The organism is Nocardia sp. NPDC041819, assembly GCF_055590505.1.
The window spans coordinates 51,264-67,275 of record NZ_JBVJAP010000010.1 but is presented as its reverse complement, the minus strand read 5'-3'; the positions used below and the strand labels follow the sequence as shown (position 1 = coordinate 67,275).

The window sequence follows — 16,012 nt, the reverse complement described above, 5'->3', positions numbered from 1 at the left end:
GACCAGCCCGGCAGCATCGGGCGCGGTCGCGGTGCCGGAGAGGGGGTGGCCGATGAGCATCATCGCGATGGCACCGATCCCGATCCCCAGGTATCCGAGTAGGGATTCGGCGGGGATCACCTTGTCCGCTCCTTCGTTGCAGGGATTTCCTGACATCTGGTGACGCAGATCACTTGGGTGACTGTCAGGAATTCAGGGCCTGTCGCGTTCAGGAAGTACGCGAACCAGACAGGAGCGAATCATGAAGCACCGCATCGTCGTTCTCGGAGCCGGATACGCCGGAGCCTTCACCGCCGGATATCTGGCCCGCACGCTGCATTCGGACGATTTCGAGATCGCCGTCGTCAATGCCGAACCCGATTTCGTCGAGCGGCTGCGCCTGCACCAGCTCGCCGCGGGGCACGATCTTTCCCACCGCCCGCTGGCGGAGGTGTTCGCGGGCACCGGAATTCGGCTACGCGTGGCCCGGGTCACCGACATCGACGTCGCGCGGCGGACCGTTACGGTGGCCGATGGCGAAGGCATCGACCGGATCGGATACGACACCCTCCTCTACGCGCTCGGCAGCACTGCCGCCGACCATGGCGTGCCCGGCGTCGCCGAGCACGCCTTCCACGTGGCCGCACGGCCGTCCGCGCTGCGCCTGCGCGCCCGCCTGGATGAGCTGGGCGAGACCGGGAAGGTGCTGGTCGTCGGCGGTAACCTGACCGCGATCGAGGCCGCCACCGAAATCGCGGAGGCCCGTCCGGGTCTTCAGGTCAGCCTGGTCACCAGCGGCGAATCGGGGGGTTGGCTGGGTCCGAAGGCGCGCCTTCACCTGCTGCGTTCCTTCGATCGATTCGGCATCGCGGTCCACGAGCACACCGAGATCGAGCGTGTCGAGGAGACGAAGGCGGTCGCCGCCGACGGCAGCGTGTTCGCCGCGGATGCGACTGTGTGGACCGCCGGCTTCGCCGTCCACCCGATCGCCGCCGCCAGCGGTCTCGCGGTGGAAGCCGACGGGCGGATCACGGTAGACCGTCAGATGCGGTCGGTCTCGCACCCGGATGTCTACGTCGCCGGTGACAGCGTCTTCGTCATCGGTGAGAACGGTCGGCCGTTGCCGATGTCGTGTGCTTCGGCGGGATTCACCGGCACGCAAGCGGCGGCCGCGATCGTCGGGGATCTGACCGGCCGCAAGATCAAGGCGACCGCGCTGCGCTATGTCGGCAACCACATCAGCCTCGGACGCAAGGACGGGATCTTCCAGCTTGTCGACGGTGCCGGGCGCGCGAAGGCCGGGGCCCTGTGCGGCAGGCCTGCGGCGCGAGTCAAGTCGGCGATCGTGGCGGCCAGCGCTTGGGCCATCAGCCGACCGACCTTCGGAATGCCGACTCGCCGGCACCGCTCGGCCACCGACCGGGAGCGCTCGCCCGAAGTGCTCACCGCATAGGGTCGGGCGCATGAACACCGCCACCGTGACGCGTTTCGAGGCCAGCCGGAACCGCCTGGCCTCGCTCGCCTACCGGCTACTCGGCTCGGCCGCCGACGCCGAGGACACGGTGCAGGACGCGTTCCTGCGGTGGCAGGCCGCCGACCAGGAGTACGTCGAGGTTCCGGAAGCTTGGCTGACCAAGATCGTCACCAATCTGGCCCTCGATCGCCTTCGTTCGGCGCAGGTGCGGCGCGAACGCGCCGTAGGCGCCTGGATGCCCGAACCGCTGCTCGACGGCGATCCGATGCTGGGCCCTGCGGAGACCGCCGAGCAGCGCGAATCGGTGACCCTGGCGGTGCTGACCCTCATGGAGCGCCTGTCGCCGACCGAGCGAGCTGTTTACGTTCTGCGCGAGGCTTTCGCGTACAGCCACGCCGAGACCGCCGAGATTCTCGGCATCACCGAGGCCGGGAGTCAGCAACACGCGCACCGAGCCCGGCGTCGAATCGCCGCCGCCGGCAAACGCACCTCCGAGGTCGATCAGGCCTCCGCGCGTCGAATTGTCGAGGCGTTCGTTGCCGCCGCCTCTTCGGGCCGGACCGAACGGCTGGTGGCGCTGCTGACCGACGACGCGAGCGGCGTCTCCGACGGCGCCGGAGGCATGGCCGAGAAGCTGATCCGCTACCTGAACCCGGGGCAGATCGCCCGTGCGGTGCGAGCCGGCTTCAAACCGTCCGCGGCCAAACGCAAACTCGTCGGCGGCTCTCCCGCTGTCCATGCCGCCGTGATCAACGGCTGCCCGGCCGTGCTCTTCACACTCGGCGCCCGGATCCTGGGCGTCACGATCCTGGAGATCCGCGACGACAAGATCGCGGGCATACGCGGTATCGCCGCCCCGACCCGACTCGGCCGCCTCACCGAACAATGGCAGCGGCGCCGGCAGGATGTCCCGCTGATCGAATCCTGGTAGCCGACAAGCTGTTTCGACCGTCGCGTCGACCACTCGGGTAACAACCGCAACGGGGTCACCTCGAAAAGCGTTGCCTCGGCGAGCGCCGATACAGTACCTCGGTGCCGAGTTCGTCGATGATCGCGGTCGCGAGGGCGTCGAGATCGGTGAAGCAATTTGCCCGCGAGTTCTGGCGCTACAGCCGGGCCCGCCGTGACCGAGGGCACGGTGCGCCTGCTCCGGTCGCAAGTGGCGTTGCGGGCGCTAGCATCGGCGGCATGATTGCCGGCGAGTTGGTGGGGCGGTGGCGGTTGACGGCGTGGACCGCCACCGACGAGGCAGGCGCGGTGACGATGCCGTTCGGCGACGACCCCCAAGGGTGCCTGGTCTATACCTCTGGCGGATGGATGACCGGTCAGATCGCCAAAGCCGACCGTCGTGAACTGTCGACATCGGTCGCGCTCGGCGGCACCGAAAGTGAACGCGCTGAAGCCTATTCGACCTACGTCGCGTACTGCGGGGAGTACCGCCTGGAGGGCGACACCGTCGTGCATGTGCTGCGAATGAGCGTGTTCCCGAACTGGGTGGGCAGCGAGCAGCGGCGCTCGGTGGAAATATCCGGCGACCGGCTGGTCTTGCGGACGCCACCCACGCCCGTCGGTGAACAGATCCTCGTCAATCGGCTTCATTGGATCCGTGCCGAGTAGCCGGGCTGGGTCTGGACGGCCGGCTCGAGAAAGAGCCGAACGCGGCACGGCGGCGGCAATGTCGCGCCGTGACCGTAGGTTGCGTTGTGAGGATGCTCGACACGTGCGACTGGATCGTACGTCGCGACAGAGACATCTGCGCTGCCAGACGGCAATCGGAGTGGCAGTCGGCGACCGGCGCGGCGGAGGGGGACCTCGGCCTGGCGGTCACAACCGGGCGAGCAACTCTTCGCGGGAGGCGGAGCGCATGTAGATCGACCCGGTGTGGATGCCGGAGGCAGCGCTGATCGCGGCGATGCTCGGCCTGGTCGTCGCTGGATCGGCGAGCAGATCGCGCGCTGCGTCGAGGACCTGATCACGGTGAATCGCCGGGGTCTTGCCACGCGGTCCAGCTCGAGGCAAGGTTTCGGAATATGTATTCAAAAACTCGGTTTCCGTTTACGGGCGCCCTGCTCGCCTTCATCGGAGCAGCCCACACGGCGCTCGGGGTTGCCATATGGACGACCGGTGACGAGCAGGCCGAGCTCTCGTTCTGGTTCACCGCGTTCGGAGTTGCCGCCATCTGCTTCGGCATCGCCGTGATCGACACGGAGCGAACCCGGGGCTACGTGCCGGCACCGATCCTCGCCGCAACCGCTCTTCTCACCGCGTTCGGTCTCGTGTTCGAGCCGGTGTCCGGGTTCCTCACCGTCCTGGTACCCCTGGCCATCGGCGTCCGCGGATGGACGCGCCACCGCCGCGTCCCCACGGTCTCGGCGAGAGGAGCGAATTCATCCGATACGGCGACGGCACTCAGCTGAGTGGGTGGCCGTGCAGCGCGCGTTCGAATCGCCACAGCAGATCACGAACCTATTGAATGCATTGGGTTTTCACGACATCGGGTGGAACGCGAAGTTCTTCGACCAACGTCATCCTGTGGGCCACCAAGCCGTGATGGCGACGCGCTCCGGAGTGGGCCCGAACGCACCGTGATGTGATCCCGTGAGAGCGACTGGACAGACACCGGCGGGCTCGCCCGGGACTGTCCAGTCGTCGACTGGTGGTGGTCTCGGACATCACTGCCGATCTCACACGTTTCTTCTCGTTGCGGGGTTTCGGTCGGCGGTGAAGCGCGGGGCGTTGGCGGCGGCCCAACGAGCGAACGTCGTCGCGGTACGGCCGGTGATGTCTCGGACGCTGGTGATGGGCAGAGTCGCGGGGTCCGGGTCGAAACCGCAGAGAACGTTGTCGACATACCAGGTCGCGCTGTCGCCCATGGTGGGGGCCAGGGCGGTGATGGTCTCCTCGCGCGAGGACCGGTGCAGGACGATGTCGCGGCCGAGTGCGTCGGCGAGGTGCCGGACCAGCTCGGCGCGAGTGAGGATCTCCGGCCCCGCCAACGGGAACGCGCGGCCGAGATGGGTGTCGGTCAGCAGGGCGGTGGCGGCGACAGCGGCGATATCATCCATGGCGATGGGCGCGCTCGCCGCGTGGGGCCGCGGCTCCCGGATCGAGCCGGATTCGCGGATCTGGTGCGACCAGGTCATGGTGTTCTCCATGAAATCGCCGGGCCACAAGTGGGTCCAGGCCAGGCCACTGTCCTCGACGGCCGTACAGACACTGCCCCACCAGCTCTCCGGTTCACCGGACAGGTCGACGACATGCCGCACGCCGGCTGCGCAGGCCAGCGCGAGCACCTCGGTGACACTGTCCGGTGCCGGTGCCAGGTACATCCGCTGCACACCCGCGAACGCCGCGGCCAAGGCCTCCGGTCGCCGCAAGTCACCCTCGATCACCCGCACCCCGGAGGGGAGTGCGGCCTTCCGCGGGTTGGTGGTGAGCGCGCGAATGTCGGTGGCTCCCAGGGCGAGCAGGTGGTCGACGACCTTGCGGCCGATGTTTGCGGTGGCCCCGGTTACCAGGATGGTCATCTGCGCCCTCTCCGGTGTGAATGCTGATCAACCCATCCTGTCAGCCGATGCGGGCGCTTGATGTCGTCGCCCCGGTACCTGGTCCGCCACCCGATCCACCACCGCGCGACCGTTTTCCCGGAACTGCGCCGCCGCCGTATGCCGAGGCGCGGGCGCGTCGTCCACCGGCTGCGCCCCGGGGCGGCTCGGCGCGCTCACGTCGTGGGATGGAGCAACTCGGGAGGTGGTCGCCACCGGTCACCGGGCAGAGGTCCGATGCATCGATCAGCGCCGATGCGGCGGTGAGGCGCGTCGCTCTTCATCTTGTGTCGAGGTTCAGGCCGGTACCCGATCGCCGGCGCGGAATTCGTCGACGAAGCGCAGGGCCCGGTCTTCCAGCGCGGCGAAATGGGCGTCGCGCGCGGCGCTGGTGAGCGCGTTGTCGAGTAGCAGATTGCCGTCGGCGTCCAGGCGCTGCGGTTTTTCTTCGGCTCCTGGCAGCAGTCCCACCGTCGACTGTGTCAGGCCGCAGTAGTAGGCGATTCCGTCGTCGAGTTGTGAACTCAGTGCCTGCTGCATGAGGTCGACGACTCCGTCGTCGTCCGCCGCGCCGGCCAGGCCCAGCCACAGCATCCGCTTGCCCGCGAGCCGGGGTTTGCTGCGTCCGTAGGCGAATCCGTAGTTCCACACGCGATCGATCCAGCCTTTGAGGATCGCGGGTACCTGCATCCAGTACACCGGGAACACCGCGACGATGACATCGGCGGCGAGGATGCGCCGCATATGGTTCTCGACCTCGGGGGAGTAGGTCTTGTCTCGGTTGTTCCAGTCCGGTAGGTCGGCTGCCGTCATGCGGGGATCGAATCCCTCGGCGTGCAGATCGAGCAGGTCGATCCGGTAGCCCGCGGCGGTGAGTCTGCGGACGGTCAGCGCGGCGATATGGGCGGTCAGTGAGTCGGGGCGGGGGTGGGCGACTACGACCAGCGCGGTGGGAGTGGTCGAAGCGTCTTCGATGGAGTTGCTCGGCACGTGGTCCTCCATAGCGGTCCGGTATCCGGACGATCGGTTGTGCGGTCGAGTTGTATTCCACACCCGATCCGGTGGACGATCTATGGGTAAAGATCTACATTCGATAGGAGTTCGTCTACGCTTATGGCGTGGATCCTTTGAGTAAATTGCTGGGTGGCATTCGTGCCGAAGGAGCCGTACTCACCCACGCGGTTCTGGAGGCGCCGTGGACCATCCGCTTCGCCGACCGTGCGCCGTTGACCATGGTGACGGTGCTGCGCGGAGGTGGCACGCTGCTGCTTTCCGGCGGTGCGCAGCAACGGATCTCGGCCGGAGACACCGCGATCGTGCGCGGTCCCGAACCGTTCCTCCTCGCGGACCGACCTGATTCGGCCGACCTGCCGCACGCCGAATACGAGGTCGCCTGCTTCGCGGCGGATGCGGAATGCGAGGCCGGTCTGGAAGGCGGACGGTGGGGTAACGACCCGGCCGGCGAGACGGCTCTGATCGTCGGTGCCTATCGGGCCTCGGGCCGGCGTCATGAACAGCTTCTGCGCGCGGTGCCACCCGTTCTGGTGGTGTCGGACGACGTGGAGGTATGCGCCTGGATGGAATCCGTCGCCGCGGACGCGGCCGCGCGGCCGGCCGGAGCCCAGGCGCTGATGGACCGCCTGCTCGACTGGGCGCTGGTGTGCACACTGCGTGACTGGTTCGAAAAGGAGGCCGCCGAGGCGCCGGGATGGTATCGCGGACCCGCCGACCCGGTGGTCGGGCCTGCGCTGGAGGCGATGCACGGGCAACCCTCCGCCGGCTGGACCGTGGCGTCCCTGGCGGCCGCGGCGGGCGTGTCGCGGGCACTGTTCGCGAGGCGTTTCACCGAGGTGATGGGCCAGTCGCCACTGGCGTATCTCACCGAATGCCGGATGGACGATGCGGAGGAACTGCTCTCCGACCGCACCCTCACCGTGGCACAGGTGGCGAAGGCCGTCGGCTACGCGGATGCTTTCGGTTTCAGCGCGGCATTCAAACGGCGCCGGGGCGTACGTCCGAGCGAGTTTCGCGCCACATCGAAATGACAAACGCCAGATGTGTGAAGATCCGAGATGGTCAGGTCGCCAACCGCCCGATCTATGCCGCGATCGGGGTGATGGTGAACGGGGAGAAGGACATCCTCGGGTTGTGGGCCCGGACCGGTGGCGAGGGCGCGAATTTCTGGATGAGTGTGCTCGCGCTGGACGAACTCAGCGAGACGTGGGGCACGAAATACGGTGCGATCGTGCGGCTCTGGAACAACGCGTGGGATGAATTCGTCCCGTTCCTCGACTACGCGACCTCGAGATCCGCCGGGTGATCTGCTCGACGAACGCGATCGAGTCGCTCAACGCCCGCTACCGGCGCGCGATCAAGGCCAGGGGACATTTCCCCACCGAGCAGGCCGTGACGGTTCAGAAGGTGACGACGACTTTGCCGCGGACGTGCTGGGCTGCGAAGTCCAGCAGTGCCTGTCGCGCCTCGCTGAAGGGGTACTCCGCGCCGATCTCGACCCGCAGCGCGCCCGTGGCGGCCTGCGCGGCCAGTTCGGCCAGCCGACCGGCCGGAGTGGTCGTCCCGGTGTAGACCGCGCGGACGTCCCGATCGAACGCGGGCGGCCCACCGAGCGGGGACACCAGCAGGCCGCCGGGTTTCGCGGCCGCCGCGGCGCCGGCGAGGGCGGGGCCCGCCTGGGCCAGGTCGATCACCACGTCTGCGCCTCCCGGCGTCCAGTCCCGCACGCGTTCGGCGACGTTTTCGGTGCGGTAGTCGATCACGCCGTCCGCCCCGAGGCTCTCGAGGTAGCCCATGTCGCCGTCGCGGCCGGTGGCGATCACGGTGGCGCCGGCCTGTTTGGCGAGCTGAACCGCGTAGCTGCCGAGACCGCCGGTGGCGCCGACGATCAGCACCCAGCCGGGCAACCCGGGCTTCGCCTCGTCCAGCAGCGCAGACGCGGTGAGCGCCCCGGTGGGCAGCGCGGCCCCGTGGCGGGGGTCCAGTGACGCCGGGCGCAGCGCGGCGGAATCGTCCGCGCGCACCAAGGCGTATTCGGCGAAGGCGCCGGAGGGCACCCCGTTCCACGCGATCACCGCGTCCCCGGCCCGGAAGCGGTCGACGCCTGCGCCGACGCTCTCGACCACGCCACTGACGTCGACGCCGGGGACGAACGGATGCGCCACCGGCAGCTTGTCCTTCAACGTGCCGGTGATCAGCGCGATGTCGATGGGGTTGACGGCGGCGGCCTGGACTCGGACCAGAAGCTCCCCCGCGGCGGGCTCCGGCCGGGGCACGTCGGCGATTTCGAGTTCGTCCAGTCGCCCGTAGGAACGGGCCAGCAGCGCCTTCATCGGTTGTCTCCTCGGAAGTCGGGCAGCGGTTTGATCGCCAGGACGCGCTTGCCGCTGACGTGCCGGGTCGCCAGGTCCCGGTAGGCGTCGCGGACGCGCTCGAGGGGATAGACGGCGGCGATCGGGATGGTTATCTCGCCCTTCGCGGCGAGGGCGGCCAGGCGAGCCCAGATCGCCGGGTCGTCGGCCTGCTCCTGCGCGGCCGAGTGCACGCCGTAGCGCTGCACCGCCCGGCCGTCGGCAGTGGTGTTGATTCGGTCCGGTCTGACGCCCAGCGAGATGGCGGTGTCCACATTGCCCGCGCCGAAGGTGTCCAGGTAGACGTCGATGCCCTGCGGCGCTGCCGCGCGCAACCGGTCTGCCAGTCCAGGTCCGTAGGCCACCGGCTCGATGCCCAATCTGCGCAGGAAGCCGAAGTTCCTCTCGCTCGCGGTGCCGATGACCGTGGCCCCGCGCAGCCGGGCCAGCTGGGCGGCGAGCACGCCGACACCGCCGGCTGCGGCCGAGACGACGACCGTCTCGCCGGGACATGGCGCGACCACCTCGACCCCTGCCCACGCGGTCGCCCCGGCACCCGCGATGCTCGCCGCTTCCGCCCAGCCGAGCCCGGCAGGCTTGGCGGTGAGCGCGCCGGGACCAGTGGCCACGAAGTCGGCCTGCGCCGCGCGCGGCGCGAAGCCCAGGACATCGTCGCCGGGGGCGAACCCCGTCACATCGTCGCCGACCTCGGCGACCCGTCCCGCGAAGTCGTTGCCCTGGCCCTCGGGGAAACGGGCGGGCCAGATCGTGGCGAATACACCTTCCCGGATGCCGATCTCGCCCGGGTTGAGGGCTGCGGCGACGACGTCGACCACCACTTGGCCGCGCGCAGCATGGGGTCGGTCGACCTGCGCGATCTCGAGGACCTCGGGACCGCCGTAGCGGGAGAACCGCACTGCTCTGGGCATGGTGGTCACCTCCCCTCGCGCACGGCAGCGCGCCGAGCCGCCACAGCACCGAGTGCATACACATGTACCGCCTCGGCGCCGGGGCAGCCGCCACGCCCACGTGGCAACTGGTAGTCGGCGACGTCGACCAGCCCGAACTCGGCGGCACCGCGCGTCGCGGCGATCTCGTGGACCCAGTGCCCCACCGCTTCCCCGTTTTGGCCCGGGAGGCTGCTGCTCAGGAAGATCGACGTGCCCGCCATGTCCGCCTCTCGAGTTTGGTGATGTGTCCACAAAGTATCGATGTTTGGGTGATATGGCAACCAAGTAACCCGCTGCGGCGTCCGGCAACCGCCCGAACGAAGCTGGACGCCAACGAGCGGGCGGATCGAATGCGTCGAGGATCGGCGTGCGGATTCCTGCGCTTCCAGGGTGTGTCCGCGTCCATGTCCCTCGGATGCTGGGTGCACGGCACTGGCGTAGCGAAGTCCGGGGGATGAATCGATGCTCGTTTTCCGATGACGTCGCGTCTGCTTCTGGCGCGGCTTGCTGGGTGTGCGGCACCTAGGCGAGTTGCGGCCTGCTTACCCGATGGGGAACCAGCCAGAATCGGCTTGTGCAATCGCGAGAGGGATCGGGATGGATCGGGCAATAGTGGACAGGCCAGATGTCGTCGGTATGTGGGTTACGGCCGATGGGCACATTCGGCAGGAATTACGTGCGGATGGTCGCTATGACGAGGCCAGGGGCTCGCGTCGCAGCGCATACACCGGACGCTACAAGGTGACAGGAAATCACCTGGACTACATCGATGACCTGGGATTCAGCGCCACAGGTGATATCCGTGACGGAGTGCTCTACCACGAGCACCTCGTCCTATATCGAGAGGACCAGGAATCATGACGCAGAGCAAGGCCGTAGTGATCACCGGGGCCAGCAGCGGCATCGGAGAAGCCACTGCGCGAAAGTTGGCCGCCGACGGGCATGAAGTGTTCCTCGGCGCGCGCCGCACCGACCGGCTGGAGCGCCTTGTCGGTGAGATCACCGCCGGTGGTGGGCGGGCGGCGTGCCGCAGTGTGGATGTCACCGACCTGCGTGATGTTCAATCGTTCGTGAACGTCGCTCAGGAGCATTTCGGTCGAATCGAGGTCATGGTCAACAACGCGGGAGTCATGCCGCTGTCGCCGTTGAGCGCGTTGAAGGTCGACGAATGGAACCGCATGCTGGATGTCAACGTACGCGGAGTGCTCCACGGCATCGCCGCCGCGCTTCCGATCATGCAAGCGCAGGGCAGCGGGCACTTCGTAAACCTCGCTTCGGTCGGCGCTTACGAGGTCGTCCCCACCGCGGCGGTCTACTGCGCGACGAAGTTCGCGGTGCGGGCGATATCCGAGGGATTGCGCCAGGAATCATCGGGCGATATCCGCGTCACGACGATTTCTCCTGGTGTCACCGAATCCGAATTGGCAGAGAGTATTTCGGATGCCGAAGCTCGTGAGGAGATGAAGACCTATCGGTCAGTGGCAATTCCGGCCTCGGCTGTCGCGGACGCTATCGCCTTCGCCATCGGTCAACCGGCCGAGGTGGACGTGAATGAGATCATCGTTCGTCCGGCGGCGAGCGCGCAGTAGCCGACTCCGACACGGTTGTGCGGTGGCCGTTGACGCGCAAACGGCCACCGCATCCCCGGGGGGCAGGGGTTTGCACCGGCGGCTCGGATGCCCCGCGCGGTCGGGTGGGTGCATTGCACCCACCCAGCGGGTAGGGCTTCGGCACTACGCTCGAAGTATGTCGTCCACTGAACTCGGAGATTTCCTCCGGTCGCGTCGCGCGCAGGTATCCCCCGAGGAAGTCGGGGTCCAGACATACGGCGTTCGCAAGGTCGCGGGCCTGCGACGGGAAGAAGTCGCATTCCTCGCCGGGCTGAGTTCGGACTACTACACGCGTTTGGAACAGGGCCGTGAACGCAACCCGTCCGCCCAGGTGCTCGACGCGCTCACGCGCGCGCTCCGGCTGGATGCCGACCAGGAGATGCATCTGTATCGGCTGGCCCGGTTGGTACCGGCTTCCCAAGGAACAAGCGGCCGGGAACCGGTGAGCCCAACGCTTCTGCAACTGATGGACACCTACGCCTCGACACCGGCGTTCGTGCTGAATCGGACGCTGGACATTCTGGCTCGCAACCGCCTGGCCGAGGCGCTGTTCTCTCCCTTCGCCGAAGCGGACAACCTCGTACGCATGGTGTTCACCGACCCCGCCGGCGCGGACTTCTACGCCGAATGGCACCGTGCGGCACAAGCTACGGTCGCGACTTTGCGATTAGCGGTGGGGTACGAGCCGGACCGGGCTCGCCTGAACCAGTTGGTGGACGAAGTCTCGGCGGCGAGTCCAGCTTTTCGCCGGTACTGGGAAGAGGGTCATGTCCGGGGTAAGACGGTGGAAGCGAAAGAACTCACGCATCCGGAGGTCGGAACCCTCAGCTTGACCTTTCAAGCATTCGATGTGCGGGACAAGCCGGGACAGCAATTGGTGATCTATCAGGCCGAACCGGGGTCACCGAGTGACCACGCCCTGAAACTCTTGGGATCGCTCTCCGCGACCAGATACCGCGAAAATCAGGACTCGGACCTCGGCATGCCCGATCGCGGTTGACCGGGCGACTGGGCGAACCGGCGGAAAGCGGGTCGACGCCCGCGCTCACCGGCCCTCCCGGACCGCCACCACTTTGCGGCGCCGCTGTGGGGGCTTACGAAGCTTCCTCGAAGAAAGATCAGCGTCGCTATCGCATCAGTCGATGAGCGAGGGCCATTTGGTCATTCGATCGCGCAGGTCGATGAAGCCACCGTTCTCGGAAAAGGTTCCATCGCCGCGATGGTGGATCTCTCCGGTGCCTCTTCTCGACTCGTCGAGCCAGGCATGTTCGGCCTGCACGATCCACAGTCCGTAGTCGTCGACAAGGCGGTCGTCGACCACCCGGCATTCGATGTTGGCGAAACACTCGGCCACCAGGGGAGCGACAACAGCGGTTGACGCGATCGGTGTGAGGCCGAATCGGGTCCATTTGTCTGTCTGCATGCCGGAAATATTGCCGACATCCACCACCTGCTGTGCGAGTTCGGCTGACGGGACGGCGATCACACACTCACGCGTATCACGCAGGACCTCGAAGCTGTAGTCCCATGGCCCTAGAACGAATCCGATCAGACCGCCGTGCCGAACCGGCATATTGAAGCCGTTGGTCATCAGATTGAACTGGCGCCCATCCGAGGTCGAAATCATGATCACCGGCCCGGGTTCGATCAGCCTGTGCACCTTCGACAGCGGGTATGCGGTGAAACCTTTCGGAGCAGTCACGTGTTGCCCTTCCTTTCCTATAGCGGTTCAGTACCTCCAGCCTCCCGGGTCCGACGTTCTTATGCGTGGCTCTGCTGCACCCCCTTACATGCGGGAGCTGAAGATTCTTGCCCCCTCACGCCGTTCCGGGGTGTTTTGATCGGAGCAATCGACATATGGCCAGTACACACCTGGGTGCCCTGCTCCTATGCAGATTGCGACCTGTTAGCTCACATCGTTGAAGCCGAGTATGGATTGCGTACTTCCGAACACCGGAAAAACACTTCCCGAAAGGAACATCATGAGCCAGGTCATCAGCGGAACACCTCTCTCCGGCCGCGTCGCCGTCGTCACCGGCGCCTCCAGCGGTATCGGGGAAGCCACCGCCGTCCGACTCGCCCAACTCGGGGCGAAAGTCGCCCTGCTCGCCCGCCGCGGCGACCGCATCAGCGCCGCCGCCGACCGCATCACCGCCGCCGGGGGCACCGCTCTGGCCGTCACCACCGATGTCACCGACCGCGCTGCCCTGCAGGCGGCCGCCGACCGAATCCGCAGCGAACTCGGCCCCGTCGACCTCGTCTTCGCCAATGCAGGCGTCCAGTTGATCTCCGAGATCGTGGACCTGAAAGTCCAGGACTGGGACGCCCAGATCGACCTGAACATCAAGGGCGTGATGAACACCATCCAGGCCTTCGTCACCTCCCTCGTCGACGCCGCCGCCGACGGCAAGCCCGCCGACCTGATCACCACCTCCTCGATCGCGGCCACCCGCGTCCTCGAGAAGTTCCAGGTCTACTCCGGCACCAAGGCCTACATCAGCCAACTCACCCGCCTGCTGCGCACCGAACTCGGCCGCAAGAACGTCCGGGTGGCCACCGTGGAACCCGGGATGGTCGACACCGAGCTGCCCGACCACGTCACCGACCCCGACGCCAGCAAGTTGATGGCCGATCTCATCGACCAGATCGACGTCCTGCAGTCCGAAGACGTCGCCGAGACCGTCGCCTTCGTCGCCGCTGTCCCCAAGCACGTCAACCTCACCGAGATCACCATCCTGCCCACCGCGCAGATCATCTGAGACCACCCGTGCCGCCCTCTCACCAGCGGAGGGCGGCACACCGCGCACCAACCCAGGAACAACCGCATCGGAGACACTCATGAACATCGACAACACGCCGGTATGGTTCGTCACAGGCTGCTCGACCGGGCTGCGACGGCGGCGTGCACCCGGCTGTTGGCGAACGCCGCCGAGCGCAATCACGGTGTAGGCATTACCCCAGGGTGAACACGTTGGCCTTGCCGGAAACGACCACGTCGTCGCGATCGACCAACGCGACCCGCACCTGCACTGTCTGCCCCGCCGACAGCGACGCGTCCTCCCCATCGGCTCCGACCATGAGGACCACAGCGGTATGCCGGGCTCCGTCGCATATGACGGTGTTCTGCGCGCCGGTGGCTGACGGCCTGTCCGCATTGGGATCGCCGACCATCGCCTTGATGCCGGCCACTCCGGCCGAGGCATCGCAACTGTAGTCGACTCCCACGTTGGCGGGACCGACGCCACTGATATCGACGGTGTTGTCGGCGAGAGCGGGAGCAGCGGCCGAGACAACGGCCAACCCCATCCCTGAGAAAACAGTCACGATGAGGGCAGTGCGCCGGTAGCTCCGGATAGTCACCATGGATCTTCGTCCTCTCGGGTAGCGGAAGTAGATCACGGAACAGAATCGAAAGCGACCGCGGCGCTCACCGGTGTGAAGGTGACAGCCCACTTGCGCCGATCGCCCGCTACGAACCTACGTTGAAACGCGCTTCCACGACGGTGAATGCCGAAGGAGGGTTGCTGGAACGGTGAAAGCCACCTCAACCCCGATAGCACGCTCATAGATGACGATCGAGTCTGCTTCGACCAGCCAACACCCACCAGCGACCGGCGCGTTGAATGTCTGCACGTAGATCTCGACCACGGCTCACGGGTGGCGGACGTCGGATGTCGTGGGCGCGCGTTCGCCGACGGTGCTGGCCGACGATCGCGCGCGGTGCGCGTACACCTGAGGCTATTCGGCGTGATCATGGTCGCCGGTCTCGGGCATGGCGCGCACCACGCGTGCGGAGCTTGCTGACGCGGTCGGCGTGCCCGCCACCACCGACATCGGCCAAGCGATCGAGCAGTGGCGACGCACCCGACAACATCGCGGGTGACGCGGGCGGCTCACCGGCAGCAGACGTCGACCGCGGCTACCCACCGAGTTCACCCTGCCCGGTAAACCGGGCGAGCACGCGCGAACTCGCCGCAACCGAGCCGGGCGCAAATAACGGGCGAATCTCCTTGCGAAAAAGGAGAATTCGCCACGGCCGCGCCACGTGTTAACTCCGATATTACTCAGGATTCATGGCGTCGATACGGATTTCTCGCTACTGTTGACGGAGCCTACAAAGCGGTGGGAATCGAGATCTCACATCGGCCGGGGGAAAACAGTCGCCCGTAGGAGAGTTCCCAGTGAAGTATCCAGTTTGCGCCCGCGTGCTCGGTCCATTGACGCTTGCTATCAATAATCACAACGCGACACCGACTGCCCAGAAGCAGCGGCAGTTGCTGGCATTACTCTTGGTCCGGCACGACACCGTGGTTCCGGTGACGTCTTTGATCGAAGAATTGTGGAACGACGATCCGCCGCGCAGCGCCGTGACAGTCGTGCAGACCTATGTCCTCGGAATCCGTAAAAAGATAGCGGCGCAGCTCGGGGTGGGACAGGCAGAGGTGGCCGAACGTTTTCTCCGGACCCGCAGTAAGGGCTATTCCTTCGACGTCAAGGACTGCGTGTTCGATCTGCGTGACTACCGGTCCATGTCCGAAGCCGCCCGATGCGCCGCCAAGACCGGCGACGACCAGCGGGCGGTGGATCTGTTCGGCGCGGCGGAGGCGCTGTGGAGCGGTCCCGCGCTGGTGGACGTGGAGGCCGGCATCCCGCTCGCCGCCGAGATATCGCATCTGGATCATCTGCGGCTGACCAACATCGAGCTGCGCGTCGAGGCGGAGTTGCGTCTGGGCAGGCATCGCGAGGTGTGCCCCGATCTGGCGCGGCTGGCCATGCAGCATCCGCTCCACGAGCGGCTCCAGGCGTACTACATGTTCGCCCTGTGCCGCTCGGGGCAGCGTGCCCGCGCCTTGGCCGCCTATCAGCAGTTCAGCAGGTCCATGCAGGGTGAGCTGGGGCTGGATCCGTGCCAGAAGTTGCAGAAGCTGCACCAGGACATCCTGGCCGCCTCCGACGTCTCGGTGAGCGCGATGCTCAACAGCCGCCACGCCGGCTATTTGATCGGGTGGCACTCTCCCGAGTACCGCACCGCCGCCGCCGAGACCGCCTGACGCCGTGCGCGGAGCTCGGCCGCGAGCCGAGCCCCGGG

17 protein-coding genes and 1 pseudogene are annotated in these 16,012 nt (G+C 66.8%); 11 read left to right on the top strand and 7 right to left on the bottom strand.

Annotated features, from left to right (window positions below; translation table 11 throughout):
- Positions 1–241 precede the first annotated feature (241 nt).
- The 3 genes from ACZ6DL_RS25580 (at position 242) to ACZ6DL_RS25570 (ending at position 3,070) form a co-directional block, all read left to right on the top strand.
- The gene (locus ACZ6DL_RS25580) at positions 242–1,432 is read left to right on the top strand and encodes an NAD(P)/FAD-dependent oxidoreductase (protein WP_466054800.1); all 1,191 of its coding nucleotides are present in this window, start codon (positions 242–244) and stop codon (positions 1,430–1,432) included.
- 10 nt (positions 1,433–1,442) lie between these two features.
- Positions 1,443–2,384: a sigma-70 family RNA polymerase sigma factor gene (locus tag ACZ6DL_RS25575; protein WP_466054798.1), complete on the top strand. Its 942-nt coding sequence runs from the start codon at positions 1,443–1,445 to the stop codon at positions 2,382–2,384.
- A gap of 116 nt (positions 2,385–2,500) precedes the next feature.
- The gene (locus ACZ6DL_RS25570; RefSeq protein ID WP_466054796.1) at positions 2,501–3,070 is read left to right on the top strand and encodes a lipocalin-like domain-containing protein; all 570 of its coding nucleotides are present in this window, start codon (positions 2,501–2,503) and stop codon (positions 3,068–3,070) included.
- 207 nt (positions 3,071–3,277) lie between these two features.
- Here the strand turns inward: ACZ6DL_RS25570 and ACZ6DL_RS25565 are convergent, their stop codons facing one another.
- Complete coding sequence (locus ACZ6DL_RS25565; RefSeq protein ID WP_466054794.1) at positions 3,278–3,472, bottom strand: hypothetical protein; 195 nt, start codon at positions 3,470–3,472, stop codon at positions 3,278–3,280.
- An 11-nt stretch (positions 3,473–3,483) separates the two neighbouring features.
- Between ACZ6DL_RS25565 and ACZ6DL_RS25560 the strand changes: the two genes are divergently transcribed.
- Positions 3,484–3,870 carry a DUF6463 family protein gene (locus tag ACZ6DL_RS25560; RefSeq protein ID WP_466054792.1) on the top strand — a complete coding sequence of 129 codons (387 nt, stop codon included), beginning with the start codon at positions 3,484–3,486 and terminating at the stop codon, positions 3,868–3,870.
- A gap of 267 nt (positions 3,871–4,137) precedes the next feature.
- On the opposite strand, the gene ACZ6DL_RS25555 is transcribed toward ACZ6DL_RS25560, so the two are convergent.
- Both ACZ6DL_RS25555 and ACZ6DL_RS25550 read right to left on the bottom strand, forming a co-directional pair.
- Positions 4,138–4,980 carry an SDR family oxidoreductase gene (locus tag ACZ6DL_RS25555; protein WP_466054790.1) on the bottom strand — a complete coding sequence of 281 codons (843 nt, stop codon included), beginning with the start codon at positions 4,978–4,980 and terminating at the stop codon, positions 4,138–4,140.
- A 315-nt stretch (positions 4,981–5,295) separates the two neighbouring features.
- The gene (locus ACZ6DL_RS25550; protein WP_466054788.1) at positions 5,296–5,988 is read right to left on the bottom strand and encodes an NAD(P)H oxidoreductase; all 693 of its coding nucleotides are present in this window, start codon (positions 5,986–5,988) and stop codon (positions 5,296–5,298) included.
- Positions 5,989–6,116: 128 nt separating this feature from the next.
- Between ACZ6DL_RS25550 and ACZ6DL_RS25545 the strand changes: the two genes are divergently transcribed.
- Both ACZ6DL_RS25545 and ACZ6DL_RS25540 read left to right on the top strand, forming a co-directional pair.
- Positions 6,117–7,043 (top strand): AraC family transcriptional regulator, encoded by a 927-nt coding sequence (locus tag ACZ6DL_RS25545; RefSeq protein WP_466054786.1) that lies wholly within the window; start codon positions 6,117–6,119, stop codon positions 7,041–7,043.
- A gap of 2 nt (positions 7,044–7,045) precedes the next feature.
- A pseudogene (locus ACZ6DL_RS25540) lies at positions 7,046–7,479 on the top strand (transposase); the annotation flags it as partial.
- Here ACZ6DL_RS25540 and ACZ6DL_RS25535 read toward each other — a convergent pair.
- Together ACZ6DL_RS25535 and ACZ6DL_RS25530 are read right to left on the bottom strand one after the other, a co-directional pair.
- Complete coding sequence (locus ACZ6DL_RS25535) at positions 7,413–8,345, bottom strand: NADP-dependent oxidoreductase (RefSeq protein ID WP_466054784.1); 933 nt, start codon at positions 8,343–8,345, stop codon at positions 7,413–7,415. The pseudogene ACZ6DL_RS25540 and the gene ACZ6DL_RS25535 overlap by 67 nt on opposite strands.
- Positions 8,342–9,292 (bottom strand): NADP-dependent oxidoreductase, encoded by a 951-nt coding sequence (locus tag ACZ6DL_RS25530; protein WP_466054782.1) that lies wholly within the window; start codon positions 9,290–9,292, stop codon positions 8,342–8,344. Before ACZ6DL_RS25530 ends, ACZ6DL_RS25535 begins: the two co-directional genes overlap by 4 nt.
- Positions 9,293–9,862: 570 nt before the next feature.
- Between ACZ6DL_RS25530 and ACZ6DL_RS25525 the strand changes: the two genes are divergently transcribed.
- The 3 genes from ACZ6DL_RS25525 to ACZ6DL_RS25515 all read left to right on the top strand — a co-directional run bounded on the left by ACZ6DL_RS25525 (position 9,863) and on the right by ACZ6DL_RS25515 (position 11,923).
- Positions 9,863–10,174 (top strand): Atu4866 domain-containing protein, encoded by a 312-nt coding sequence (locus ACZ6DL_RS25525; protein ID WP_466054780.1) that lies wholly within the window; start codon positions 9,863–9,865, stop codon positions 10,172–10,174.
- Positions 10,171–10,902, top strand: coding sequence for an SDR family oxidoreductase (locus ACZ6DL_RS25520; RefSeq protein ID WP_466054778.1), 732 nt, complete (start codon positions 10,171–10,173; stop codon positions 10,900–10,902). Before ACZ6DL_RS25525 ends, ACZ6DL_RS25520 begins: the two co-directional genes overlap by 4 nt.
- A gap of 157 nt (positions 10,903–11,059) precedes the next feature.
- Positions 11,060–11,923, top strand: a complete 864-nt coding sequence (locus ACZ6DL_RS25515; protein WP_466054776.1) for a helix-turn-helix domain-containing protein — start codon at positions 11,060–11,062, stop codon at positions 11,921–11,923.
- 135 nt (positions 11,924–12,058) lie between these two features.
- Here ACZ6DL_RS25515 and ACZ6DL_RS25510 read toward each other — a convergent pair whose 3' ends face one another.
- Positions 12,059–12,583 (bottom strand): flavin reductase family protein, encoded by a 525-nt coding sequence (locus tag ACZ6DL_RS25510; protein WP_466054775.1) that lies wholly within the window; start codon positions 12,581–12,583, stop codon positions 12,059–12,061.
- Positions 12,584–12,905: 322 nt separating this feature from the next.
- Between ACZ6DL_RS25510 and ACZ6DL_RS25505 the strand changes: the two genes are divergently transcribed.
- Positions 12,906–13,682, top strand: a complete 777-nt coding sequence (locus ACZ6DL_RS25505; protein ID WP_466054773.1) for an SDR family oxidoreductase — start codon at positions 12,906–12,908, stop codon at positions 13,680–13,682.
- Positions 13,683–13,875: 193 nt separating this feature from the next.
- Here ACZ6DL_RS25505 and ACZ6DL_RS25500 read toward each other — a convergent pair whose 3' ends face one another.
- Positions 13,876–14,286 carry a hypothetical protein gene (locus ACZ6DL_RS25500; protein ID WP_466054771.1) on the bottom strand — a complete coding sequence of 137 codons (411 nt, stop codon included), beginning with the start codon at positions 14,284–14,286 and terminating at the stop codon, positions 13,876–13,878.
- A gap of 818 nt (positions 14,287–15,104) precedes the next feature.
- On the opposite strand from ACZ6DL_RS25500, the gene ACZ6DL_RS25495 reads away from it, so the two are divergent.
- Positions 15,105–15,974, top strand: coding sequence for an AfsR/SARP family transcriptional regulator (locus ACZ6DL_RS25495; protein ID WP_466054769.1), 870 nt, complete (start codon positions 15,105–15,107; stop codon positions 15,972–15,974).
- Positions 15,975–16,012 lie beyond the last annotated feature (38 nt).